The sequence below is a fragment of the Clostridium saccharobutylicum DSM 13864 genome (assembly GCF_000473995.1).
In the GTDB taxonomy this organism is placed as follows: Bacteria; Bacillota; Clostridia; order Clostridiales; family Clostridiaceae; genus Clostridium; species Clostridium saccharobutylicum.
The window spans coordinates 2,292,580-2,318,260 of the sequence record NC_022571.1; the positions used below are offsets into that span (position 1 = coordinate 2,292,580).

Sequence of the window (25,681 nt, forward strand, 5' to 3'; positions counted from 1 at the left end):
AGCATATCCTCTATTTTTATTGTACAAGAAAATTATAGAATATATAAGCTTAAAATGCTGAATAAATCTAGCTTTAGAAGTATTTATGTATTGAATTGAAATTATATATATTAGAAAAATCCCTCTAAGGGAGTGTAGTTCAGTAATTTTTTATTGTTTAAATAAAATATTAACCAAATAAATCATTATAATTGGATAGAAACTCAGTATCTACAGATGAGTAAGTGCAATGAGTTAAGAAATACATTGGGTTCATTGTTTTTTGCATAAATAAATAGAAGAATTAAGGCATTAGGATAATGAGGGATGAACAACATCATACAAGAACTATTTAAATTTTTATGATATTCTAAAAAAAGATATAAAGAAAGGTGGAAAAATAAATGTTAAATGAAATTAGAACTGTTTGTTTTGACGCAGAGTTGAGTATAGAGGCTTATAATTTTAAAGGTGTCATGCAGAAGTTTCCAAATCACTTTCACGACTATTATGTTATTGGGTTTATTGAAAAGGGTAAAAGGCATTTATCTTGTAAAAATAAGCAATTTATCATAGAAACAGGTGATTTAATATTATTTAATCCTGGTGATATTCATACATGCCAACAAATTGATGATAGAGCACTTGATTATCGATGTATTAATATTAAAGAGGATGTAATGAAAAAAATTACATTTGAAATAATAGGGAAGGAGTATCTTCCAAATTTTAAAGAAGTTGTTTTATTCCATAATGAGCTTGTATCTTCTTTAAGGGAGTTGCATCTTATGATAATGGAAGAGGAGAAGAATTTAAAAAAAGAAGAGTTGTTTTTGTTTATAATAGAACAATTGATAAGAGAATATTCAAATCTATTTTCTGACACAACTATGCAGGAAGCTAGTACGGAAATTAAGACAGTATGCGATTATTTAGAAAATAATTATATGGAAAATGTTACATTGAATCAATTGAGTGATTTAACTGGATTAAGTAAATATTATTTATTACACTCCTTTACTAAACAAAAAGGAATATCACCATACAATTATCTTCAAACGATTCGTATTAGTAAAGCAAAGAAACTGTTGGAACAGGGGGTTGTTCCAATGGATGTGGCATTCAAAACAGGATTTACAGATCAAAGTCATTTTACAAACTTTTTTAAGAAACTAATTGGGTTAACGCCAAAACAATATATGAATATTTTTATTAATAGATGCAGGAGTAAAGAAAATGAATAGTAATAAAGTGAAATTAGGACATTTATCAGCAGTTATTACAATCTTAATTTGGGGAACAACTTTCATTTCAACTAAAGTATTATTAAAAGACTTTACACCCATTGAGATTTTAGTCTTTAGATTTGCAATTGGCTATATTACATTGTTGTTTATATATCCACATCATGTAAAAAAGGTTGAATTGAAACAAGAACTTTATTTTGTGATAGCTGGATTATCGGGAGTAACTTTGTATTTTCTTTTAGAAAATATTTCATTAATTTATACACTTGCAACTAATGTAGGTGTGATTATTTCAATTGCCCCATTTTTTACTGCTATTTTTGCGCATCTGTTTTTAGATAATGAAAAGTTAACATTACGCTTTTTCATTGGACTTATGGTAGCTATAATAGGAATACTTCTTATAGAATTTAATGGAAAGTTTGTTTTAAAATTAAATCCGTTTGGTGATATATTAGCAATACTTGCTGCTATTTTATGGGCTGTTTACTCTGTTATTATGAAGAAAATTAGTTCATTTCAATATAATACTATTATTTCCACGCGTAAAGTGTTTTTCTACGGATTAATTTTTATGATTCCGGCCATATTTATTTTTGATTTTAAGTTCCAATTATATAGATTCACTAGTGCATTAAACCTAATGAATATTTTATATTTAGGTTTTGGAGCATCTGCATTATGTTTTGTAACCTGGAATTGGTCAGTAAAGGTTTTGGGAGTAGTAAAAACAAGTGTATATATTTATATGGTGCCTGTAATAACAGCTGGCTCATCTGTTGTTATTTTACATGAAAACATAACTGCCATTTCAATTATAGGAATTGCTTTGACATTAACAGGACTTTTTATTTCTGATGGAAAACAAATTATAAAATTGAGGAGAGAAATGAATGATGAAAGAACAAGATACAAAATGCGTTATAGTGATAAATGAAGATCTTCCTTTAGGAGTTATTGCAAATACTTCTACAATATTAGGTATTACATTAGGAAAGTGTATTCCAGAATTTGTAGGAGAAGATACATTTGATGCTTCAGGAAAATGTCATCTGGGAATAATTAAAATTCCAGTTCCCATCCTTAAAGGAAATCAAGAAATTCTAAGAAAATTAAGAGAGGAATTATATGCTCAATATTACGACGATATGATTGTAGCTGACTTTTCTGATGTTGCACAAGGTTGTAATATTTATAGTGAATATATACAGAAATCAGCAATTACGCCAGAGGAAGAGCATACTTATTTTGGTATTGCTATCTGTGGTAATAAGAAAAAAGTCAATAAATTAACAGGGAGTATGCCGTTGTTGAGATAATACGTAATTGGATTAAGTTGGTAACTGTTTTGAATTATATGGTAGTAAAAAATAACTAAAATAAATGTTAATGAAGAAAAAATTATATAACTTTCTATTTATACGGTGAGTAGTATCACAAATAACGTAGCTTTTTTAGAATAAGAGATATTAAATCATTTCATATAGATGAATGTGAAATCTACTATAATTGGATAGAAAAATGGAGGGCATGTATGCCTCGCCTCCACTATGAAACCTAATAAAATATTGAAAAATTGGATTTTAATGAGTTTGTTTTGGTTTATAAGAGGACTCAACATTAATTTTTTATTTAAACAAAATGAAAACTATAATAAAAAATTAAAAAGCTCTATAGATCAGCTTTTTGAATTTACTAAAATAAATAATCGAGAATTAATTTAAAAAGTCAATTTATTTGTTGTATTGTGAAAATAAGTATGATATTATTTAAACAAATATATTGATTGGAGTTGGAAAAATGATTAAAATTTCTTGCTAATTATTAAAGTGTGATATAACAGGAATATAAACGAATATGTTTTATTTATTTTGTTGTACATAAGCAAGAAAGTTGTTATTTTTTCTCTTAAATATATATTCTAATGTTATAATGATTAGTTTAACTATGTATATTTGTGAGCTGTAAGAATAATAATTTCTTATGGCTTTTATTTTTTATAAATAATGAGAATAAGGAGGATAAACAATATTATGGAAAATAAAGATACTATGCTAACGCATGATAATCTCCATATAAAGCCGGAAACTTCAGGCGACATTTATATGGAGTAAGACCAGTCGCCTATTGTTCCGACTTTGTTATTTGTATAATTAATAATTACAAAGGGGGACAAAAATATGTCTTTAATAAATGTTACAAATCTGACCTTCGCTTATGAAGGCAGTTATGATACTGTTTTTGAAAATATTAGCTTTCAAATTGATACTGATTGGAAATTGGGCTTTACGGGAAGAAATGGACGAGGAAAAACTACATTTTTGAATCTTTTATTAGGGAAGTACAAATATGTTGGAAATATTTCTGCCAATGTAACTTTTGAATATTTTCCATATGAGGTGAAGGAACAAGAAAATTTCACCATAGATGTAATAAAGGAAATTAGTCCAAATTCAATGGATTGGGAAATAATGAAAGAATTATCGCTGCTCGATGTAGAAGAAGATATTTTGTATAGACAATTTTATACACTATCAAAAGGAGAACAGACCAAAGCACTGCTAGTTGCTATGTTTTTGAAAGAAAATTCATTTTTGCTTATTGATGAACCAACCAATCATTTGGATGCTGAATCTAGAAAAAAGCTTAGCAATTACTTGAAAAGAAAGAATGGATTTATTCTAATTTCACATGATAGATCTTTTTTGGATAATTGTATTGATCATATCCTTTCAATAAATAAGACAAATATAGAAATACAGAAAGGTGATTTTTCTAGCTGGTGGGAAAATAAAAAAAGGCAGGATAGCTTTGAGTTAGCAGAAAACGAAAAGCTTAAGAAAGATATTAATCGTCTATCGAAGTCTGCCAAGCGATCAAGCAATTGGTCAAATGAAGTGGAAAAATCAAAAAAAGGAACAACAAACTCTGGCTCTAAACTTGATAAGGGTTATGTTGGCCATAAGGCTGCTAAGATGATGAAACGTTCCAAGTCAATCGAAAACAGACAGCAAGGTGCTATTGATGAAAAGTCTAAGCTTCTCAAAAATATTGAAAGCTCTGATAGATTGAAGATTTCCCAGCTTGTTTATCATAAAAATAAGCTTGTGGAACTTGAGAATGTTTCAATTTTTTATGGTGATACCATAGTTTGCGAAGATGTTGGTTTTAGTATTGAACAAGGTGACCGAATTTCACTTAAAGGCAAAAATGGTTCAGGAAAATCAAGTATTATCAAGCTTATTTGTGGTGAGAATATAAAATATACAGGTACTTTCAGAAAAGGAAGTGAGCTTAAAATATCATATGTATCACAGGATACCTCGCATCTTAAGGGTAACTTAACTGATTACGCTCTTGAAAACAATATTGATGAAAGTCTTTTTAAATTAATATTAAGAAAACTTGATTTTTCAAGAATTCAATTTGAAAAGGATATGTCATCTTTTAGCGGAGGGCAGAAGAAAAAAGTATTAATTGCAAAAAGTCTCTGCGAGAAAGTTCATTTGCATATTTGGGATGAACCGCTTAATTTTATTGATGTTATATCGCGTATGCAGATAGAACAATTACTGCTTGAATATTCACCAACATTATTATTTGTAGAGCATGACAGTGAATTTTGCAAAAATGTTGCAACAAAGTTTTTTGAGCTTTAGGTAAATGAATCATAGTATGTTAAAGTAAAAGGGCATTATAGACTAAACACATAGAAAGTGTTTAGTCTAAATGTACTTTAAAAGATTAAACATCTTAAAAATCAGGGATATATATATGTTTGTCTTAATATACATATATAAACCTAACAGATATGTATAAATATATTGACAAAAAAGAATTTAGAAAGTATATTAAATAGTGTAGATACACGAAAAATAAAAAGGTGATAATTATGGATAGAAAAGTTTATGATAAAAAACCATCTCCTTGTAATTGTCTTAATATTAGAAGAGCTTCACAAGCCCTTACTGAAGTTTATGATGAATTTATTTCACCAAGTAATTTAAAGTTAGGTCAGTTCTCATTACTTAAACATATAAACCAATTAGGACCAGTAAGTGTAAGTGATTTAGCTTCAGCCATAAGGTTAGATAGAACTACTCTTGTGAGAAATCTTAAACCTTTAGAACAAAGTGGATTTATAGAAGATATGTCAACAGAAGGAACTAGAAATAGGCAGCTTAAGTTAACAGATAAAGGAATTGAAACCTATAAATACGCAGAAGAACTTTGGGAAAAAGCACAAAATTTTTTAGAAGAATATTTAGGCAAAGACAATATAGATGTTTTTACAACATTGCTCTCTAAAATTGAGGCTTTAGTGCCTTAATTTTTTTACTATTTATCGTGTACATACACGAAAAGTGATAAAGATGAGGATGCTTGCAGTATTGTTTTAGCAGTATTTCCTAAAGAAAATATTATGAATATAACTAAAAATTTAATTAAATTTATTTAGGGAGGGTCTCAATATGGGTACAATTGAGCAAATGATTCAAAAAAAGGCTTACGAATTAGGTTATGAAAAGTGTGGTATTATTCCAATTAATTTAATGGATGAATATGCTGAAAAGTTTAATGAACGTATTGAAAAAATTCCAAAATCAAAGATGTTTTATCAGAGTCAGCAGCGTTTGGCTAATCCTAAACAAATATATCCATGGGCAAAGTCTGTAGTGGTACTTACAGTACCATACGGAAAATACAAGGTTCCAGAGATATTAAATGGACGTATAGCTAAGGCATATTTATTTGATACACGTGTTGATGAAAATACAAAAGAATATCAGAACAATCGTGTATTGGAAAAATATATGCAAGAACTTGGTTTAAGAGTAGAGACAAATCAAAAATTTGGAGTGGTTGGAATGCGCTGGGCAGCTTTGCAATCCGGAGCTGGTATCATTCGTAGAAATAATTTTTTATACACAGAGTCTGGTTCATGGGTTCATCTTGAAGCGTGGGTAACTGACAGAGAAATGGAATTAAAGGAAACAAATAATGTTGTACCATGTCCAAAGTCGTGTAATCGCTGCAGGGAATCTTGTCCTACAAAATCTCTTTGTGCACCATATACTATGTCACCTACGGAATGTATTTCATTTCTTACAACTTTTGGTGGGCGTGATTTGCCAAAGGAACCGTTAAGCAAAACATTTGGAAACTGTATTTATGGATGTGAGATTTGCCAAGATGTATGCCCTATGAATAAAGGGAAATGGAAGGGAGAAGAAGAATTTCCTGGTCTTTCAGAATTATCTTCTTCATTAACACCAGAGAATATTTTAAATATGGAAGAAGATTTTTATCGTGACAATGTGCAGCCAAAGTTCTTTTATTTATCAGCAGAAGATCTTTGGAAATGGAAGGTAAATGTATTGTGTTATATGCGTAATAATTATAAAGAAAGTTATAAAACACTTATTATAAATGCATGCAATAATGAAAATGATAAAGTAAGCGAAATGGCTTGCTCAATTTGTAAGGAACTTTGTTTACAATAATTTCTTGATATTATCATTTAAAAAATATTCAAGTTTACATTATGTGGATTAGTATAATTAATTACTTGATAAATAATAAAAGTGAAATAAGAGTGGATATATGAATAAAAAAGAAAAAATATTATGTTTTGTAAAAAAGTGATTTTTTTAAAATTTAATAATGTTGCATTTTTAAATATGTTATAATTTAGTGGCGAATAATTTTGGGTTTATGAGGGGGAACTGACAAATTATGATTCTTAGTTTTTTTCAGAATGCATGCATTTTAATAGCATCTATGAGTGCTGTTCAACATTTTATTAGAAATAAGAAAGTTTACCCAGATATGTTGCTTAAAAGTAAGATTTTATGGGGAGTTTATAACGCGATATTAGGTATAATATTGATGATAAATAGTGTGCCGATCACAGCGGACACATTTATTGATTTTAGATACATAGCAATTTTATTGTCCTCTATTTATGGTGGTATTCTATCTTCAATTATTTCTTCTATTTTTATAGGTATTTTTAGGTTTTTATATTTAGGGATTTCTAACATATCGCTAATTGGATTAATAGATGCTTTATTAATGGGGATTGGATTTGGAATTATTGCTTTATTAAAGTTATCAAAAAAAAGTAAATATATTTATTCTATGCTTCTTTTTATTATGATATCAGTTATTGTACCGTTTATATTAGCAAGAAATCAACCATTAATTGTTAAAGCAGTGATTGTATACTATTCTGGATATTTAATAGTATCTTATCTTTCAATTAAATATGCAGAATATATATTGGAAACTGTTAAAATTTATCAAAGATTAAAAAATGAAGCAACAAAAGATTATTTGACGGGTTTGAATAATGTAAGGCAATTTGACAATAGTTTTAATGATATTTCTCAGATGATTATACGAAAAGAAAAAGAATTATCTATGTTATTTATAGATGTTGATTTTTTTAAGAAAATAAATGACACTTATGGTCATGATGCAGGAGATGCTATTTTAAAGGGCTTAGCTCCAATCTTTCTTAATACATGTAGAACTTATGATGTCGTATCTAGAATGGGTGGGGAAGAGTTTTCTATAATATTATTAGATTGTTCAGAGTCTAAAGCTGTAAAAATTGCTGAAAGATTAAGAAAGAATGTTGAAAATAATGATTTCTATATTTCAGATGATAAAACTATAAAAATTACAATTTCAATTGGAATATCATCATATCCTAGACTGACAAGTCAAATTGATGATTTGCTTGAAAATGCTGATATTGCATTATATGAAGCAAAAAACACTGGAAGAAATAAAGTGGTGTTATTTAACAATGAAAAACATAATGTATAAATGTTTATATAATGGTAATTTAAATTTTATAAATAGAGGATATGCTTATTTTGTGAGTATATCCTCTATTTTATTATTTGCATAAAATATGATTTGACCAAAGAAATGAAGACTTTTATCTCATTCGCATGTAAAAATATTCAAATATTTTAGAGTGTTATAAAATTAGGTATAAAAATCGCAAATAATCATAAAAGATATTAGGTACCGAGTTATTATAATTTTGGAAAAAACTCGATATATGCAATATTATTAACAAAAAACTCAAAATTTCGTTTTTCTTTGTTGATATAGCATATAGTTTATGTTAATATTAAGGTATAATTTAACATATTAATAAAAAATAAAAGCTATTTTTGCGATAAATAAAGTTTAAATGATTACAAATAAATATAATATTTGAATTAATCGTATATTTTTATAAAATAGTAAATCTTATTTGTATATTTTTAGATGATTTTGATTAGTTATATTTGGTAAAAAGGTTTTTATATTTTCAGGTACATTTTAGGAGGAGATTATTAATGGAGAAGAAACTTGCTAAACCAGCTACAGCACTTAATAAGGAAGTTAAGAGTGAAAGGATTAGCTCAATAGCTACAAGGACTAGTGCAAAAAGTGCTTCGTTAGAATATAGTGCTGATGCTATGGAAAAGAAAAGAGAAATAGCAAGAAAGCAAGCACAAGAAAAGATGAAATCAAGAACTTTAGCTAAGCAACAACAAATGGCCGAAAGAATATCAACAGCAACAGAACAATTAGCAGCTGGGATTGAAGAAGCAAGCGCAGCTTCAAGAGAGCTTGGTGCTACAATGACTCAAATAGCTACTGGAGCAGTACAAGCATCATCCGCAGCAGAAGAATCAAGAGCAGCAGTAAATCAGATAGATAAAGCTTCTATTGTAGGAATGCAAAGGGCAAAGGAATCATTAGATAGAATGACTGAGGCTCAAGCACTAATAAGAACAACAGCAAGAGATACAGAGCAGCTTATATTAGGAATTGGAGAAGCAGCAAAAACGAATCTTGAATCAGTTAAGTTAATAAATGAACTTGAAAAACAGTCTGATGAAATAGGTGACATTGTACAAGCAGTGGTACGAATAGCTGATCAAACTAATTTGCTTGCTCTTAATGCTGCTATTGAAGCTGCTAGGGCAGGGGAACATGGAAGAGGTTTTGCTGTAGTGGCAGATGAAGTGAGAAATTTAGCAGAGATATCTGAGAAATCTGCTCGTAATATAACAGACTTAGTAGATGAAATACAAAAAAATGTTAAAATTGTTGTTACTGATATAGAAGCTTCAGGAAAAGCCGCAAACGAAGAAATTGAAAAAGCTAAAAAAATTACAGAGGATTTAGTAAAAGTTGAAGAAGATGTTATCATAGTGCAACGTGGTATAAATGAAATTGAAGAAAACTCAACAGATGCAAATAATGGGGCTTCTGAATTTTTAGAAATATCTGAACAAATAGCAGCAGCAGCAGAAGAGCAAACCAGTGCAGCAGAAGAAGTAGAGAGATCAATAGAAGAGCAAAATAAAGCATTTGAAGAATTAAATATAGCATCTTCTGAACTATCACAGTTATCAGAAGAATTAAAAGTATCAACAGATACACAAAAATCATCTGAAATACTTGCATCTACAGCTGAAGAACTTTCTTCAAATGTCGAAGAGGCAAATTCAGTTGCAACAGAGATAATGAGAGCTATTGAACAAGTTGCAATAGGAGCTGAAACTCAAGCAAACTTGACAGAAAAAGCAGCATTAATTAGTGAAAGATTAGCTGCTGGAGCAACACAAATGAATTCAACATCAATTGAATCCGGAGAAAAAGTTACAGAGCTTCAGCAATTACTTGATGAGAACAAACAAGGAGTAGATGTAATGATAGATGGAATTAGTTCATCTGCAGAGGCTAGTAATGTGGCTGCAAAGAATATCAAGAATCTAGAGGAAACTACTAGAAAAATTGATAAAATTGTAGATGCAATTGTAAATGTAACAATTCAAACTAATATGTTAGCAGTTAATGGATCTATAGAAGCAGCTAGAGCAGGTGAATTTGGAAGAGGTTTCTCAGTAGTAGCAGGAGATATAAGAACATTAGCAAATGAATCAGCTGAGAATACAGATAAGATAAAAGATTTAGTTAGAGGAATTCAAAGTCAGATTACAAGAGTTGCTATGGATATAGAATTATCTAGCAAGACTTCTTTCGCTGAGGTTGAAAAGGCAAAAACAATAACGGATAATTTAAATTTGATTCAAGATGGCATGAATGTTATTTTAATTGGAACAAACGAAATTTCTAAAGGCTCTGAAGAAACTATGGTAGCACTTGAACAAGCTAAAAAGGGAGTTGAACAAATTTCATCAGCAGCTACAGAAACATCTGCAGCTACAGAAGAAGCGAGCAATGTGGCAACAGAGCAATCTAAAGGAATGCAAGAACTTGCAGAGGCTATAGAGGAGATAGCAGGGCTTGCAGATGAGTTACAAAATATGTAATTAATGGAGGGGTGACAAATGGCTTCTATAGAAAACAATTTGAGTTTAACAGAAAGACAGTTGGTAACTTTCCATCTTGGAAACGATGAATTTGGTGCAGATATAATGAATGTAAAAGAAATAGTAAGAGTTTCCGAAATTACAAAAGTACCCAATGTGCCATTCTATGTGGAGGGTGTCTGCAATCTTAGGGGAAATGTACTTCCTATCATAGATGGTAGGACAAGATTTAACATGGAAAAAAAGGATAAAGATGAGAACAGTAGAGTACTTGTAATTGATATAAATGGCAGGGCTACGGGTGTAATAGTAGATAGAGTTTCAGAAGTAATGAGAATAAATTCTTCAGAAATTGAAGCTACTCCAAGTATAATGAGAACAGAAAATATGGACTATTTAAGTGGAGTATTGAAACTTGATAATGGTAACCGGATTATATTGCTTTTAGATTTATTAAAAGTTTTAAATGTTGAGGAAGTTCAAAATATTGATTTAAAAGATTTTAGTACTGATTTAGAAAAAATAGATAATTTCATAGAAAAAGAAAAAATAAATGAAGAACAGTTAGTTTCTTTTATGGTTGATAAAGAAGAATATGCAATAAATATAATGCAGGTAAAAGAAATAATAAGAGTTATTGATATAGTGAAAGTTCCGAGTACTGAAGATTATATTGAAGGTGTAGTATCAATAAGAAATAATCTGTTGCCAATTATTAATTTGCGAAAATATTTTGGTTTAGAGATTTCACAAATCAATGATCATACTAGAATTTTGATAGTTGATATGGGAAAAATAACCTGTGGAATAATGGTGGACAAGGTTTCAGAGGTGAAAAGAGTTCAAGAAAGTATTATACAGCCACCACCAAGTATTTTTTCTAATGAAGAAGAGCCTCTTAAGGGGGTAGCTAAATTAGATGGTGGAAAAAGACTTATTATGATTTTAGAACCGACAAAGTTAATATCCCTAGAAAGATTAGAAAAAATTGCAGGGCTTGAAGAAAATAAAGAAGAAAATTTTAAAACTATCGAAAAACAATTGCTAGCTGAAGAGCAATTAGTGACTTTTAAGATAGATCGTGAAGAATATGCTATAAAAATAAATTCTGTTCAAGAAATAACAAGAATGACAGAAATAACAAGAATTCCAAGAGCTCCATATTTTATTGATGGTATTGTAAATCTTAGAGGAAATATTATACCGGCACTTGACTTAAGAAAACTATTTGAAATGGAGGAAAAAGAAGTAACAGATTCAACTCGAATTATCATTGTTGATTTAGATAATAAGAAAACAGGAATAATAGTTGATGAAGTTTCTGAAGTTTTAAGATTTGAAAAAAATCTTATAGAAAGTTCACCAGGTATCTTAAGTAAAAGTAAAAGTAATAAATATATTGATGGAGTTGGTAAGATAGATAATGGAAATAGAATGGTTATAATACTGGAATTAAATCAAATACTAAATTTCAATAATAATATTTAAATTATAAATAGTTCCATTTAGGTTATTCATAATTGAAAATCTAAATGGAATTTTATAAGTAATACGTAGTTAATTTAATATTTAAGAAGGTGGTTATAATGGTACATAAGATAAGAGTATTAATAGTAGATGATTCTGCGTTAATGAGAAGAGTAATAAAAGAGATTTTGCTTACAGATGACAAATTAGAAATTGTTGGGATAGCCAAGGATGGAGAAGATGCCATAGAAAAAGTGAGATTACTAAATCCAGATGTAGTAACAATGGACATTAACATGCCTGTTATGGATGGATTAACTTCTATGCAGTATATTCTTGAAGAGTTTTCAGAAGTAGCTGTTCTTATTTTAAGTTCCCTTACACAAGAAGGTGCATTGAAGACATTTGAGGCGCTTGAGTTAGGAGCATTTGATTATGTTAGTAAGCCTTCAGGAACGGTATCTTCAAACTTATATATAGTTGGAAAAGAAATAATAGAAAAAGTTAAAGCTGCTTACAAGTATATCCAAAAAAGAAATAGGCATCAAAGAATTATGGGGGGGAAGTCTACACTTATTGGAATTAGAAGTAATAAGAATCATAAGCAACCTATCATTGGTGAAAGAAAGGTTTCAATAAGTGACAATCTTTCAAAAGTTGTAGTAATTGGTATATCAACAGGAGGACCAAGCACGCTTATGGAGGTACTTCCACAGCTGCCAGGTGATTTAAAAGCATCTATAATAGTAGTGCAGCATATGCCGCCATCATTTACAGGTCAATTTGCTAAGCGAATTGATTCAGCAACTGAAATTGATTTTAAGGAAGCTGAGGCAGGAGATATTATTACTAATGGAAGAGGATTTTTAGCACCAGGGGGATATCAGCTTTTAGTAAGAAGTAGCAGTCTAAAAGGTGGTAATCTGATAAGGTTGACCAAGCAGCCTCAAACTCTTTTTATGCCTTCTGTTAATATAACTATGGAATCAGTGCTTGAATGTTTCGGTCCTAAAAAAACTATAGGAGTTTTAATGACTGGAATGGGTGACGATGGCGCAGATGCAATGGTTAAAATAAAAAGAGCAGGCGGCATAACTATAGCAGAAGATGAATCTACTGCAGTTGTATATGGGATGCCAAGGGAAGCAATAAAAAGAGGCGGAGCTGATATAGTAGTGCCTTCATATAAAATAGCAAGGGAAATAATAAAAGCAGTAAATATGAAATAATAATTCAATTCTATTCAACTGGAAAGGTGCTGATTGAGATAGATTTTTATGAGCTTCAAGAAATGAATGAAAGTAATATTGAATATCTTATAAATGAACTTAAAAATGAAAAAGATAAATATACTCAAGAAATAATTGCGAATAGAATTGGACAATTTAAATCTGAATACACTGCAAATTTAGTTGGAAAAATGCTTGAAATAGAAGATACCCGTATTCGAAATACAGCTATAGAAATATTACAGGATATGGGCGAAATGTGTATTAATACTATAAGCAAAATGGTTTATCATAATGATAAAAATGTAAGAAAATTCATATTAGATATAATAAAAGAAATAAAAACTGAGAAAAGCAGTTTAGTTGCGTTGGCTGCATTAAATGACAATGACGACAACATAGTTCAAACAGCTGTAGAAATAGTAAATTATAATAGATACATTCCTGCTATTCCTAAGTTATTAGATATTTTAAAAGTAACTAATAATATATGGATAATTGTTGCTTTAATCAATGCCTTTTCTACACTAGGAGAAAAATCTGCTGCACAGCATATAGAAGAGAGATTAGATGAAATTAGTTTATCAACTTTAGAAAAAAATATTATTATTAATTATTATGTTAAGGCCCTAGGTGATATAGGTTCAATTAGGCACTTAGAGAAGACTATGACTATATACAAGAATATGTTTCAAATTGATGATGATAATTTAGATTACTGCATTAATGGAATAGTTACTAGAAATGAAGTTGATACCTTAAGCTTAGATGTCATAAGTTTGATCCAAGAATATTATGAAGATAAAATTAATTCTAAAAATCCGAAGTTAACCTTGGATAATATTAGAACAGCAGTAAAATTAGGATTTATATTTTCTATAGATAGTATAGAACTTTTAAAAGAATTGCTAATAAATTCTCCGAGCGAAGATTATTTTGAAGGTTTATTTGAAATAGTAGCGAATCAAAAAGATTTATCTAAAGATATTATCTCAGAGCTTATAAAGCATAATGATTCCCAAATAAACGTGTTTACTTTAAGGCTTATTAGAAGAAGGCGAATTTTAGGATTTAATGAATTTGTAAAAAGTTTTCTGATTAGTGGAATAGATACTAATATGTGCGTTGAGGCTTTAAATGTTGTTACAAGAATTGAAAGCTATTATGATAAGGAGATTTTAAATCGATTTGTTAATTGCAATAATCATGAATTGAGTAAGATTGCAATACAAGGGATAAAGCTTGAATCAGTAAGTGATAGAGACACTTTAATGAAGATATTTATTGGTTCTAATACTGATTTAAGAAAAATTATAGTAAAAAGGTTTATAGAAAATAGTAAATTTATAGATATTGATAAAATTATAGAAATAATTAGAGAAGCGAAAGATTCTGCCATAGTAGAGGCGTTAGAAATTTTGTTTTACATAGATAGTAAAAGGGCTGGAGAAGTTATTGATGAAACTTTAGATAATGAAGATAAAGAGATAAGAAAAAAAATAGTTAGAATAATGAAGTTAATTGGAACTGATGATGATTTCTATAAATACATGTACATTATGGCTCAAGATTGTGAAGCAGAAGTAAGAAGAGTAGTCATAAGGGAGATAAGCAAAGAAAGTAAGCATAGAGCATTTGTTTTTCTTAAGGGGCTTTTGGAAAGCGAAAACGACGTGCAAAATAAATATGAAATTATATGTAATCTTTATAAGTATAAATTTGAGGATTGTTACAAACTAATAGTTCAAAATTTAGAGAACAGTAATCTTCTCTTGAAAATTGCAGCCATTACAAGCTTAGGAGCATATGGAGATAAACGAGCAATAGAATATTTAAGTGAACTAATTAAAGATATAAATCCTGATATCAGAGAGTGTGTACAAGAGGCGCTTTATAGATTGGAAGTGGTTAAGTGATATTATCGGAGATTTTATATGAGAAGTTTACAGAGTTCATTTATAGAAAAACAGGATTATACTACGAGACTAATAAAAAATATTTTGTAGAAAAAAGAATTGAAAATCGCACTATTGAATTAGGTTTTTCAGATTACAAAGAATATTATAATCTTATAAAATTCTCTGTTGATGAAACCGAATTTTATAAACTTGTTAATGATTTAACAGTTAATGAAACTTATTTTTTTCGCGATTTTCCACAACTTCAGAATTTTGCAGAAAAGGTGCTTCCAATTATAGTAAAAGAAAAGGAAAAAAATAATGATTACACCCTCAATATATGGAGCGCGGCTTGTTCTAGAGGTGATGAACCATATACTTTAGCTATAATACTAAATGAGATGTTAGATAAACCAGAAAAATGGGATATTAAGATAACGGCATCGGATATTAATGATGAAGTTCTTAAATTTGCAAAAATAGGTGCATATGATAATAGATCAATAAAAGATGTACCACCGGAGTATCTTAATAAATACTTTGTAAAAAGAAATGAAAAATATTTAGTTAATTTGAAGATTAGGAAACCATTGGAATTTAAAAGGTTAAATTTTTTTGATTTTAGTGAAATGAAAAAAATGATAAATTATGATGTTATTTTTTGTAGAAATGCTCTGATTTATTTTAATGACCAATCAAGAAAAACAGTAATAGATAGTTTTTATTACAGTTTAAATCCAGGAGGTTTTATATTCCTCGGTCATTCAGAGTCTATAGGAAGAATAAGTTCTGCTTTCCAAGCTAAAAGAATTGGAAGTGGAATAGTTTATTCAAAACCTTTCAGAGAGGATTTGTAAGTATGAAAAAGATATTGATTGTTGATGATTCAGAAATGGTTAGAAATTTTTACAGCTATATTTTAAAAGTGTTTTCCATGGAATCAGATACGGCAGAAAATGGCTTAGTTGCTTATGAAAAAATATTAGAGAGTGAATTCAGTGTTATTATTACTGATATAAATATGCCAAAAATGAATGGGTATGAATTAGTAGAAGAAATAAGAAGATTAGAAATAAAGACTCCTATAATAGTAGTATCTACTCAGGATGAGCAAAAAGAAATATTAAAAAGCATGAAAGCTGGCGCGAATATATTTCTTATTAAACCTACAGAACCTGATAAATTTATACATACAGTTAAAGAAATCCTTAGAAAAGAGAGTGTGTAGGTATGAGCTATACGTTTGAAAGTACAGATTTAGAAATATTAAATTTATTTATAGAAGAAGCTGTAGAGTCTTCAAATCAAGTTGAAAAAGAAATATTAAAACTTGAAACAAATGCAGAGAAGGATGAGTTGATTAATGATGTTTTTAGAGCTATTCACAGTATAAAAGGCGGCTCATCATTTTTAGGTCTTGTAGGAATTACAAAATTAAGTCATAGGATGGAGACTGCATTAGATTATTTAAGGAAAAAAAAGATAGAGATAAGTACTGAATTTGTGGATTGTTTTATAGAAGGATTAGATTTGCTAAGCAGTTTTATATATGATATCCAAGATAAAGTTAATATTATAAATTCTGAAGGAATAGAAGGAAAATTTGAAATAGAATTAAAAAACGAAGATAAAATTGCAGAGATTCTTGTTAAAGTTGAGAATATCTTAGATAATGAACAAGAAAAAGTCAAAGAAGAAGTAAAAGATGATAAAAGCGAAGAGGCGTTCTTTTTTGAAATTGATCCTAAAGATTTAGATGAATTTAAAGAACAATTTATAACAGAAGCTTTAGAACATATAGAAAAAGTAGAGAATGACTACTTGGTTAAGCTAGATAAAAACGAAAATGATGCAATCACAATAAATGATCTTTTTAGAAGTATTCATAGTATAAAAGGTATTACTGGTGTATTGTTAGGAATACTAAAAGAAGATAATAATTGTTTTGCTTGTGTTAAGGGTATATCGTTAGTGTCTCATTCTTTTGAGACTTTATTGTCAATTTTTAGAGATAAAAATTTTAGTTTCAAAAGGGAAGATATTAATTTAAGTTATGAAATTATAGATTATATAAAATTATGTGTAAGTGTAATCAGCGGAGTTAGCGAAGTTTATATACCTGCGCAGATAATTCTTGATAAAATTAATAAACAAATTGAAAATTTATCAAAGGATTTAAAGGAACATTCAGAACAGGAAAATAAAAAAATAAAAAATGAAAGTAATTCTAATACTAATGATGAAGTGATAAAAGAAGCACTAAAAAAAGAAACTCAGTTGCAAAGCATACGTGTTAATCAAGAAAAGCTAGATAAAATGATGAATACTATTGCTGAACTTATGGTAACAAAGAATGCTTTTATGCATGTTTCTAGGAGATTAAATTTAGAATATAATATTCCGGATCTTGCAAAGGAAGTAAAGGAAATTGGCGCATCTGTAAATAGAATTTCAGATGAATTGCAAAATTCTATGATGTCTATGCGAATGATAGAAGTAAAAACAGTATTTCAAAAAATGCCAAGAATTATAAGGGATGTATCTCAAGTTACTAATAAAAAGGTCAATTTAATTATTGAGGGAGAAAGTACTGAAATAGATAAAACCATAGTGGAACGGATTAGTGATCCGTTGGTACATATAATTAGAAATGCAGTAGATCATGGTATTGAAGACCCTAAAATTAGAGCTGAAAAAGGCAAAAATGAAATAGGTACAATATATTTACGTGCTTATAATAAGAACAAGAATGTATATATTGAGGTTCAGGATGACGGAAAAGGTATTGATAGTGAAGAAATAACAAAAAAAGTTATAGATAAAGGTTTTATAGAACCCAGTGTATTAAATAATATGAATAAGAAACAGATATTAAATTTAATCTTTCTACCTGGTTTTAGTACAGCTAAGAAGATAACCGAAGTATCAGGCCGAGGTGTAGGCATGGATATAGTTAAAAGCAATATAACAAAAATAAATGGAATTGTTAATATTGATAGTGAGGTTAATGAAGGTACAAAGATGACAATTCAATTACCTCTTACTTTAGCTGTATCAAGAGGTTTACTAATACAAAGTGTTGCAGAAAATTATATTATACCAATAGATAATATAATTGAGACTGTAAAAATTCATAAAGATAATATTTATGAATTTAATAATAAACATTTTGCTCACATGAGAGGAGAAATAATAGGAATAGAATGGTTAAGCAAACTTCTATTAATAGGTGGACTTAAAAATAACATTGAAGAAGTAGAAGAGTTAAGCATAATTTTAATTACTAACGGAATTGAGAAGTTAGGATTGGTAGTGGACAAGTTATTAAATGAACAAGAATTTGTAATTAAAGCATTAAGTGATTGCCTTGGAGAGATACCGGGAATATCTGGTTCCACTTTACTTGGAGATGGAAAGGTAGTCTTGATATTGAACTCTGGAGATATAATAAAAATGGCAAGAAAATAGAAAGTAGAGGGTTTATATATGGATAATAAATGTAAAATTTTGATAGTAGATGATTCGCCAATGATTCATGCTTTAATAAAAAGGGCTCTAGAAAATGATGAATTTACAATTTGTGGTTCTGGTAAAAACGGCAAGGATGGAGTAGAAAAATACAAAGAATTATCACCTGATATTGTAACAATGGATATAACGATGCCAGTTATGGATGGTTTAGAAGCTTCAAAAGAGATAATGAGCATAAATCCAAAAGCAAAGATTGTTATGCTGAGCGCAATGGGAGATGAAGAAATAATTGAGACTGCTAACCAAATAGGCATAAATTATATAATAAAAAAACCTTTTAACAAAGAAGAACTTCTCGATGTATTAAAAAAAGTACTTGAAGACTAAATAACTAGATAAATTTATTTATTATAAGGAGATATTTATGAATACAAGTTTCGTGACAGCATTTACTGATAATATTATTACAACATTTATAAAAATGGCAGATATAAAATTAACTTCAGATGGTGAAGCGTATAAAGATAATAGTGATATAACTTCATTTGGTATTACGTCTATTATATCTTTTGCAGGAAAAGGCAAGGGTAGATTACTATTAGATATAGAAACTAATTTAGCTATGAAAATAGCCAAAAACATAATGGGGGAAGATTATGATAATCCAAGGGATGATATGCTGCTTGCTACAATAGGAGAATTAAATAACACTATAACAGGTGCAGCTATTACAGATATTAATAATTCTTTTTCAGTAAGTTTAAGACTTTCTCCACCAATAGTATTTACAGGAAAGGATGTAGTTATCGCCATACCTAAAATAAACTCTATATCTAGAATTTATACAACTGAGTATGGAAATTTAAAAATGAATATAGCTTTTGAAGGAGGTAGTTTTGATGGATGTTAAATGTATAAATCCATTTCTAGATTCTGTAAAGAGTGTTTTAGAACAGCTGGGAATTACTGATATAAAGATGTCTGGTTTAAACAAAAAAGAAAAGATGTTTGTTGACTTAGAAATAACATCTATGATAGGTATTGTTGGAGATATAAGAGGAAATATATCATATTCAATGTCAGAGGAGAGCGCTAAAAAGGTTATTTCTATAATGATGATGGGAATGAGTATTGACAAGATAGATGAAGTTGGTAGAAGTGCAATAGGGGAGCTTACTAATATGATAACAGGTAATGCATCTACACTCCTTTATAGCAATGGGTATTTAACTGATATTACACCACCATCAACTATTTTGGGAAAGGATATGTATTTCATTATTAGTACTGTAGAAACAATAACTATAGAAATTGATACTTCTATAGGAAGAATAGAAGTAAACATAGGATTAGAAGTATAAAAACAAAAGCAAAATATATAAATAATTTAATTAGAGAATCAGATGTGATCTACTAGAAATTACATAATAAATTAAAATGATTTGGAAGGACGGAAAATAATGAGCAATACTAATGAGAACGCTAAAATTATTAAAAACAGAGAAACAATTTTAGAAAAATGGTTACTTGAATTAAACTCACACAAACTTATAGGTAGTGGAGTTTTTCAAGAAAGAGAAGTAGAAGAAATGGGAAGAAAAATTTTCAATGCTTTTCTGACTATGCTTAAGTTAAATGATGAAATAAATTGGGGGAGTAATGATCTTGTAGAAATAGGCCAGATAGTTGCAGAATTTTCTAAAAAGATGGCTACAAGAGGGCAGACTCCAACTGTAGCAACTAATTTTATTTATTCTTTAAAGAGTATTGTATTTGAATCTCTTCAAGATTATTATAGTGATTCTCAAGAACTATTAAATAAGGAAATTATTAGAATATCGGATGTTTTGGATAAAATTGGTTTACGTTCTTTTGATTATTTTGTACAAGAAAGAGAAGAAATTATTAAAGTGCAACAAGAAGATATGATGGAATTATCTACACCAGTAATAAAAATATGGGATGGGATATTAGCAGTGCCACTTATAGGGACACTAGATAGTAAGAGGACCCAGTTGATAATGGAAAAATTGCTAGAAATGATAGTTAATACATCTTCAAAAGTTGCTATAGTAGATATCACAGGAGTTGGAACTGTAGATACTTTAGTTGCAAATCATCTAATAAAAACGGCGACAGCTACAAAGCTTATTGGTGCCGAGATAATAATTACAGGAATTAGTCCTGTAATAGCTCAAACTATAGTTCATTTGGGTGTTGACTTATCAGGAATGATAACAAGGGCAATTATGGAGGATGGAATAAAATTAGCAATGGAAATGTGTAGTTACAAAGTAGTTAAAGCAATAAATAATATTTAAATGGAGAGTAGTCATGGGAAAAATTCCAATTATAAAAATAAGAAACTTTTTGATTGTATCACTTGATGGTGATTTAACAGATAAATCAGCTATTAAGCTGCAATCTGATATACTTAATAAGGTTTATGAAAATACAGTGAAGGGCGTTTTAATAGATATATCAATTTTGGATATGGTGGATTCATATCTAGGTAAAATTATAGCTGATATGTCAGCAATGATTAAATTATTAGGAGCAGAAACAGTTCTTGTAGGCATGAAGCCCAATGTAGCTATAACACTTGTAGAGATGGGATTTAATATAGACGGAATTGCTACTTCAATGAATGTTGAAACTGGAATAGAAATGTTAGAGAATATAATAAAATCAAATGCAATTCAAGAAGTTTTTTTTAATGAATTGTTGAAAGTGAGAAATGATGATATGTAATGAAATTTCTATTGAGTATGAAAAGGATATAGTTGTTGCAAGGCAAAAGGCAAGAGAAGTATCCAAAATTCTAGAGTTTGGAATTGTAGATCAAACAAGAATTATTACTGCTGTTAGTGAACTGGCAAGGAATATATTTCTATATGCACAAAAAGGAACGGTCAAATTTCAAGAAGTTTTTGAAGATAGAAAGCACGGATTGCAAATTTCTTTTATGGATGATGGGCCTGGAATTGAAGATGTAGAATTTGCAATGCAGGGTGGATATTCTAAAGGCCGCAGTATGGGGCTTGGAATGTCTGGAAGTAAGAGATTGATGGATGAATTTTACGTAACTTCATTATTAGGGAAGGGAACAGAGATCATAATAAAGAAATGGTTGTGATATTTATTTGATTTTTGATGGTGATACATTTATATGGAAATATTTGAAATAAGTAACGATTGGGATATAGGAAAAGTTAGAAGATATATAGCAGAAAAGAGCAAAGAAACAGGATTTTCTAGTATAGAAATAGGAGAAATATCCATTGTAGTTAATGAACTTTGTTCAAATTTAATAAAGCATCATTCAGTTGAAGGTAAACTAATATTTAAAAAATTAGAAATGAACGGAAGAGTTGGAATTGAAATTATAGCTGAGGATAAAGGCCCTGGAATTCTTAATGTGGATGAGGTTATAAAAGATGGAATATCTACAAAGGGGACAATGGGTGGGGGACTTGGAGCAACTAAAAGATTAATGGACAGCTTTGAACTTTATTCTAGAACAAGTACTAATCGAGGAAAGTATATTGGATATGGACACTTGGGGGGGAATAATAGAATTGGAACTATTGTTATAACTCAGAAATGGCTTAAAAATAGCTTATATATAGGAACAAAAGAAGTTAAGATAAGTGTAATGAGTAGACCTTATATGGGATGTAAAATAAACGGAGATGTATATTACATTAAAGAATTTAATAATAAAGTAATTTTTGCACTTATAGATGGTTTAGGTCATGGAATAGAGGCTAACAAAGCTGCAATTAGAGCAAAAGAATTGCTAGAGGAAAATAATTATAAGTCATTAAAGGAATTGCTTTATAGTATTGATAATGGTATGAAAAATACAAGAGGTGCCGTAATTGGTGTATGTATAATTGATAAGGAGACAAAGAGATTTCAATATGGAAGTATTGGAAATGTTCAGCTAAGGTACATCTTAAATAACAAAACTAAAAAATTTATAGCTACTAATGGTACTTTGGGTGTTTCTCTTAATACGAGAGTCAATGTACAGCAAAGCTCATATGAAAATGGAGGAATTATAGCGATGAACACAGATGGCATATCAGATAAATGGGAGTATGATGAATATTTGGATATACCAGTACATAATCCTGCGGTGCTTTCTAACATGATATTTAGAGATTTTGCAAGAGATAATGATGATGCGACTGTTTTAGTGGCAGTTATTTAGAGGATAATTTATGAGCAAAGATAGGGAATACCTGATTAGAAGAAATATTGAATTAGAAGAACAAGTTGGAGATCTAACAAAGGAACTTATTCAAACTAATCACGAAGTACTTAATATTTTACAAGCTTTTGAGGATTTGAATAAAGATATGTTGAGTAACGATAAAGAAAAAAATGAGTTTCTGACTAAACTTAAGATTTCTAACAAAGAACAGTTAGAAAAAATTAAAATGCAGGAAAATGCTTTAATCCAGGCTGATAAGTTAGCTTCCTTAGGGCAGCTTATTGCTGGAATAGCTCATGAAATCAATAATCCAAATACGTATATAAGAGCAAATATAGAACTTTTGCAAAAATATTGGAAGCTGTTAGAAAAAAAAATAAGTGTAGATGAAGGGGATTTCTGTACATCAATTGTAAGCGATGTTCCAAACATTATGACTTCCATGTATAAAGGAACAGAGAGAATAATGGAAATAATAAGTGCACTTAAAGCTTTTTCGAAAGAAGAAAAGTTATTTTATGAAAAAATAAATATAAATCAATTTATAGAGGAAGCGTACAAATTAATTAAGGTTGAATTAACAAAAAATAAGGTAATCTTGATTAATAAAGTTAATCAAGACGGATATGAAATAAATGCATCTAAGCAGAAAATAGAACAAGTTCTAATTAACCTATTTTTAAATTCGATTAAAGCAATAAAACATAAAAAAGAAGAAAATGGTCAAATTATTATATTTGCATCAGAAGATAAGGATATTCTTAATATTTCTATAAAGGATAATGGTTGCGGAATAAATAAAGAGCATTTAGATATGATTTTTAATCCATTTTTCACTACTCACCAAGAGGATGGTGGAACTGGACTCGGATTATCTATAGTACACGGAATTATGAAGGAACACGGGGGAAGTATTAAGGTACAGAGCAAAATAAATGAAGGTACAGAGTTCACTCTTATATTTCCTAAGGGTAGGTGATAAAATATGAATCAAAACGAGCTTTTAGAAGTTTACTTTGAAGAGACTTGTGAAAATTTAGATGAAGCAGAAAGATGTATGATAGGTTTGGAAAAGTCATTTTGTATGGAAGAGCTCAACAGTCTTTTTAGGTGTATTCATACAATTAAAGGTAGCTCAGCAGCTGTAGACTTTAATGAAATTTCAAGCTTAGCGCATAAATTAGAAGATATATTAAACCATGTGCGTGATGGGGATTTAGAGTTTAATTCAGATAATTCTAATCTTTGCATTAGTTCCATAGATAAGCTTTTGGAATTATTTAATTTTCGTAGACAGTATAGAAATGATGATATTGATTATGACATAATAAAAAATACTTTAGATATTGAAGAACGTATGGATCAGCTAATAAGTAGTGTAAGTGAAGATACAGGAGATATAGAAGATAAACAACCGATTATTATAACAAATTCTCAAAAGGAAGATAATTATAATGAAAAGTTTTATCAGACATATTTCGTTCATATACTATTTGATGTTGAAGATATGATGCAATCAATAACAAGTTTTATGATTATTAATTCAATGAATGAAAATGGGAAGATATGCTATTCATATCCAGAAGTTGATTTTATGATATCAATGCAAATTAATGAACCAGTTAGTCATTACGAATGTCTATTTAAAACAAATCTTGATAGTGAACAATTATTTAATAAATTAGATATTCCATTTATAAAAAAAATTAAGATTATTGATGTTACTAATGCAATCTCATCAAGAGAAGAATTAACAGATTATACTGAAAAGGTATGTATTTTATTTGCTTTATTAAATAATTTTCTATCTATAGGAAAATACTATAACAATGTTTCTTTTAGTAAAAAAGCAAAGAAGGATATAAATAATTTATATGAAAACTGTGAAAAAATTTTAGAATCGAATGAGTTTAGCGAAGAGATAGTAATGCTAATTAAAGAATTGAAATCATTTCTAGATATACCAATATACATGATTGATAACAACTCTTGCAAGGAGTTATTTAACAGTACAAATAGTTTATATGAATGCTTGATTTATAAAATATATAATACTTTTAAGAATAAAATAATTTTTAAATACGTTGAACTTAAACTGGACAAGCAAAATATCGAAAGATTAGATAATATATCTAGTAAGCTTAATAAAAAAATATTTAAATATGTGCTTCTTGATGTAAGTGAAGTAGAAATACTTGAAAGTGATGAGATTAAGAAATTAATTAAAGTTAATAATTCATTGGAAGAAGAAGGTATTGAACTGGTTATTATAAATGGAGGAAAATATAAAAAGAGATTATACAATATATTTGAAGCCATAGGAGACTTTGATAATATTAGGCAGTGCAATAGTGAAATAAATGCAGTTTTACTTATAAAAAATAATAAAGAAAGGTATGAGGAATTATGAAAAAGGAATATAAAATACTGATAATCGATGATGAAGAAGAGATTTTATTATCATTAAAAAAGAATCTTATACTTGAAGGATATAATGTAGAGACATGCAATGATTCAGTAGAAGCACTGGAAATGATAAAAAACAATAAGTTTCATATTGTAATAACTGATATTGTAATGCCTAATATGAATGGTATAGATCTTTTGAAAGCAGCTAAAGCTTATGATGCATTGACACAAGTAATAATGATGACTGGATATTCAACAATGGAAATAACAATACAATCTTTAGAATTCGGAGCAAATGATTATATTCTTAAACCTTTTAAAAGTATTGAATATATTATTGAAATTATAGATTACTCTATACAGAAGTTAGAGAGATGGAGAGAGTCCATAAGGGGACTTGTATCAAAATAAAATT

24 protein-coding genes are annotated in these 25,681 nt (G+C 29.0%); all 24 read left to right on the forward strand.

The genetic code is table 11. The annotated features are described in order from the left end of the window. Window positions 1-383 precede the first annotated feature (383 nt). The 24 genes from CLSA_RS09830 to CLSA_RS09945 all read left to right on the forward strand — a co-directional run bounded on the left by CLSA_RS09830 (window position 384) and on the right by CLSA_RS09945 (window position 25,677). Complete coding sequence (locus CLSA_RS09830) at window positions 384-1,223, forward strand: AraC family ligand binding domain-containing protein (protein WP_022746081.1); 840 nt, start codon at window positions 384-386, stop codon at window positions 1,221-1,223. Continuing rightward, window positions 1,216-2,163 (forward strand): DMT family transporter, encoded by a 948-nt coding sequence (locus CLSA_RS09835; protein ID WP_022746084.1) that lies wholly within the window; start codon window positions 1,216-1,218, stop codon window positions 2,161-2,163. Before CLSA_RS09830 ends, CLSA_RS09835 begins: the two co-directional genes overlap by 8 nt. Next, a complete protein-coding gene (locus CLSA_RS09840) occupies window positions 2,123-2,545 on the forward strand; it encodes a DUF2000 domain-containing protein (protein WP_041716548.1) in 423 nt (140 codons plus the stop codon). The genes CLSA_RS09835 and CLSA_RS09840 overlap by 41 nt, the downstream gene beginning before the upstream one ends. Before the next feature lie 861 nt (window positions 2,546-3,406). Continuing rightward, complete coding sequence (locus CLSA_RS09845) at window positions 3,407-4,885, forward strand: Lsa family ABC-F type ribosomal protection protein (RefSeq protein ID WP_022746091.1); 1,479 nt, start codon at window positions 3,407-3,409, stop codon at window positions 4,883-4,885. A 233-nt stretch (window positions 4,886-5,118) separates the two neighbouring features. Beyond that, window positions 5,119-5,556, forward strand: a complete 438-nt coding sequence (locus CLSA_RS09850; protein ID WP_022746092.1) for a MarR family winged helix-turn-helix transcriptional regulator — start codon at window positions 5,119-5,121, stop codon at window positions 5,554-5,556. A 142-nt stretch (window positions 5,557-5,698) separates the two neighbouring features. After that, a complete protein-coding gene (locus CLSA_RS09855; protein ID WP_022746093.1) occupies window positions 5,699-6,730 on the forward strand; it encodes an epoxyqueuosine reductase in 1,032 nt (343 codons plus the stop codon). 232 nt (window positions 6,731-6,962) lie between these two features. Next, window positions 6,963-8,060 (forward strand): GGDEF domain-containing protein, encoded by a 1,098-nt coding sequence (locus CLSA_RS09860; protein WP_022746094.1) that lies wholly within the window; start codon window positions 6,963-6,965, stop codon window positions 8,058-8,060. Window positions 8,061-8,584: 524 nt separating this feature from the next. Next, the gene (locus CLSA_RS09865; RefSeq protein ID WP_022746095.1) at window positions 8,585-10,573 is read left to right on the forward strand and encodes a methyl-accepting chemotaxis protein; all 1,989 of its coding nucleotides are present in this window, start codon (window positions 8,585-8,587) and stop codon (window positions 10,571-10,573) included. Between the two features lie 18 nt (window positions 10,574-10,591). Next, window positions 10,592-12,061, forward strand: coding sequence for a chemotaxis protein CheW (locus tag CLSA_RS09870; RefSeq protein WP_022746096.1), 1,470 nt, complete (start codon window positions 10,592-10,594; stop codon window positions 12,059-12,061). A gap of 98 nt (window positions 12,062-12,159) precedes the next feature. Then, window positions 12,160-13,269, forward strand: a complete 1,110-nt coding sequence (locus CLSA_RS09875) for a protein-glutamate methylesterase/protein-glutamine glutaminase (RefSeq protein ID WP_022746097.1) — start codon at window positions 12,160-12,162, stop codon at window positions 13,267-13,269. 62 nt (window positions 13,270-13,331) lie between these two features. Next, entirely contained in the window at window positions 13,332-15,185 is a 1,854-nt protein-coding gene (locus CLSA_RS09880; RefSeq protein WP_041716225.1) for a HEAT repeat domain-containing protein, read from the forward strand. Further along, window positions 15,182-16,024 carry a CheR family methyltransferase gene (locus CLSA_RS09885; protein WP_022746100.1) on the forward strand — a complete coding sequence of 281 codons (843 nt, stop codon included), beginning with the start codon at window positions 15,182-15,184 and terminating at the stop codon, window positions 16,022-16,024. The genes CLSA_RS09880 and CLSA_RS09885 overlap by 4 nt, the downstream gene beginning before the upstream one ends. 2 nt (window positions 16,025-16,026) lie before the next feature. Beyond that, complete coding sequence (locus CLSA_RS09890; protein WP_022746101.1) at window positions 16,027-16,395, forward strand: response regulator; 369 nt, start codon at window positions 16,027-16,029, stop codon at window positions 16,393-16,395. 2 nt (window positions 16,396-16,397) lie between these two features. After that, complete coding sequence (locus CLSA_RS09895) at window positions 16,398-18,635, forward strand: chemotaxis protein CheA (RefSeq protein WP_022746102.1); 2,238 nt, start codon at window positions 16,398-16,400, stop codon at window positions 18,633-18,635. Window positions 18,636-18,653: 18 nt separating this feature from the next. After that, the gene (locus CLSA_RS09900; RefSeq protein ID WP_022746105.1) at window positions 18,654-19,025 is read left to right on the forward strand and encodes a response regulator; all 372 of its coding nucleotides are present in this window, start codon (window positions 18,654-18,656) and stop codon (window positions 19,023-19,025) included. A 37-nt stretch (window positions 19,026-19,062) separates the two neighbouring features. After that, the gene (locus CLSA_RS09905) at window positions 19,063-19,548 is read left to right on the forward strand and encodes a chemotaxis protein CheX (RefSeq protein WP_022746108.1); all 486 of its coding nucleotides are present in this window, start codon (window positions 19,063-19,065) and stop codon (window positions 19,546-19,548) included. After that, window positions 19,538-19,999, forward strand: a complete 462-nt coding sequence (locus tag CLSA_RS09910; protein ID WP_022746111.1) for a chemotaxis protein CheX — start codon at window positions 19,538-19,540, stop codon at window positions 19,997-19,999. Before CLSA_RS09905 ends, CLSA_RS09910 begins: the two co-directional genes overlap by 11 nt. Window positions 20,000-20,098: 99 nt before the next feature. Further along, window positions 20,099-20,959: an STAS domain-containing protein gene (locus CLSA_RS09915; RefSeq protein ID WP_022746114.1), complete on the forward strand. Its 861-nt coding sequence runs from the start codon at window positions 20,099-20,101 to the stop codon at window positions 20,957-20,959. A 13-nt stretch (window positions 20,960-20,972) separates the two neighbouring features. Further along, a complete protein-coding gene (locus CLSA_RS09920; RefSeq protein WP_022746117.1) occupies window positions 20,973-21,389 on the forward strand; it encodes an STAS domain-containing protein in 417 nt (138 codons plus the stop codon). Beyond that, window positions 21,376-21,774 (forward strand): anti-sigma regulatory factor, encoded by a 399-nt coding sequence (locus CLSA_RS09925; protein ID WP_041716226.1) that lies wholly within the window; start codon window positions 21,376-21,378, stop codon window positions 21,772-21,774. The genes CLSA_RS09920 and CLSA_RS09925 overlap by 14 nt, the downstream gene beginning before the upstream one ends. A 33-nt stretch (window positions 21,775-21,807) precedes the next feature. Then, on the forward strand, window positions 21,808-22,854 hold the full coding sequence (locus CLSA_RS22020; RefSeq protein ID WP_022746123.1) for an ATP-binding SpoIIE family protein phosphatase: 1,047 nt from the start codon (window positions 21,808-21,810) through the stop codon (window positions 22,852-22,854). 10 nt (window positions 22,855-22,864) lie between these two features. Beyond that, window positions 22,865-23,836, forward strand: coding sequence for a sensor histidine kinase (locus CLSA_RS09935; protein WP_022746126.1), 972 nt, complete (start codon window positions 22,865-22,867; stop codon window positions 23,834-23,836). A 6-nt stretch (window positions 23,837-23,842) separates the two neighbouring features. Beyond that, entirely contained in the window at window positions 23,843-25,267 is a 1,425-nt protein-coding gene (locus tag CLSA_RS09940; protein ID WP_022746129.1) for an Hpt domain-containing protein, read from the forward strand. Next, window positions 25,264-25,677 carry a response regulator gene (locus CLSA_RS09945; protein WP_022746132.1) on the forward strand — a complete coding sequence of 138 codons (414 nt, stop codon included), beginning with the start codon at window positions 25,264-25,266 and terminating at the stop codon, window positions 25,675-25,677. Before CLSA_RS09940 ends, CLSA_RS09945 begins: the two co-directional genes overlap by 4 nt. The last annotated feature ends 4 nt before the right edge of the window (window positions 25,678-25,681 follow it).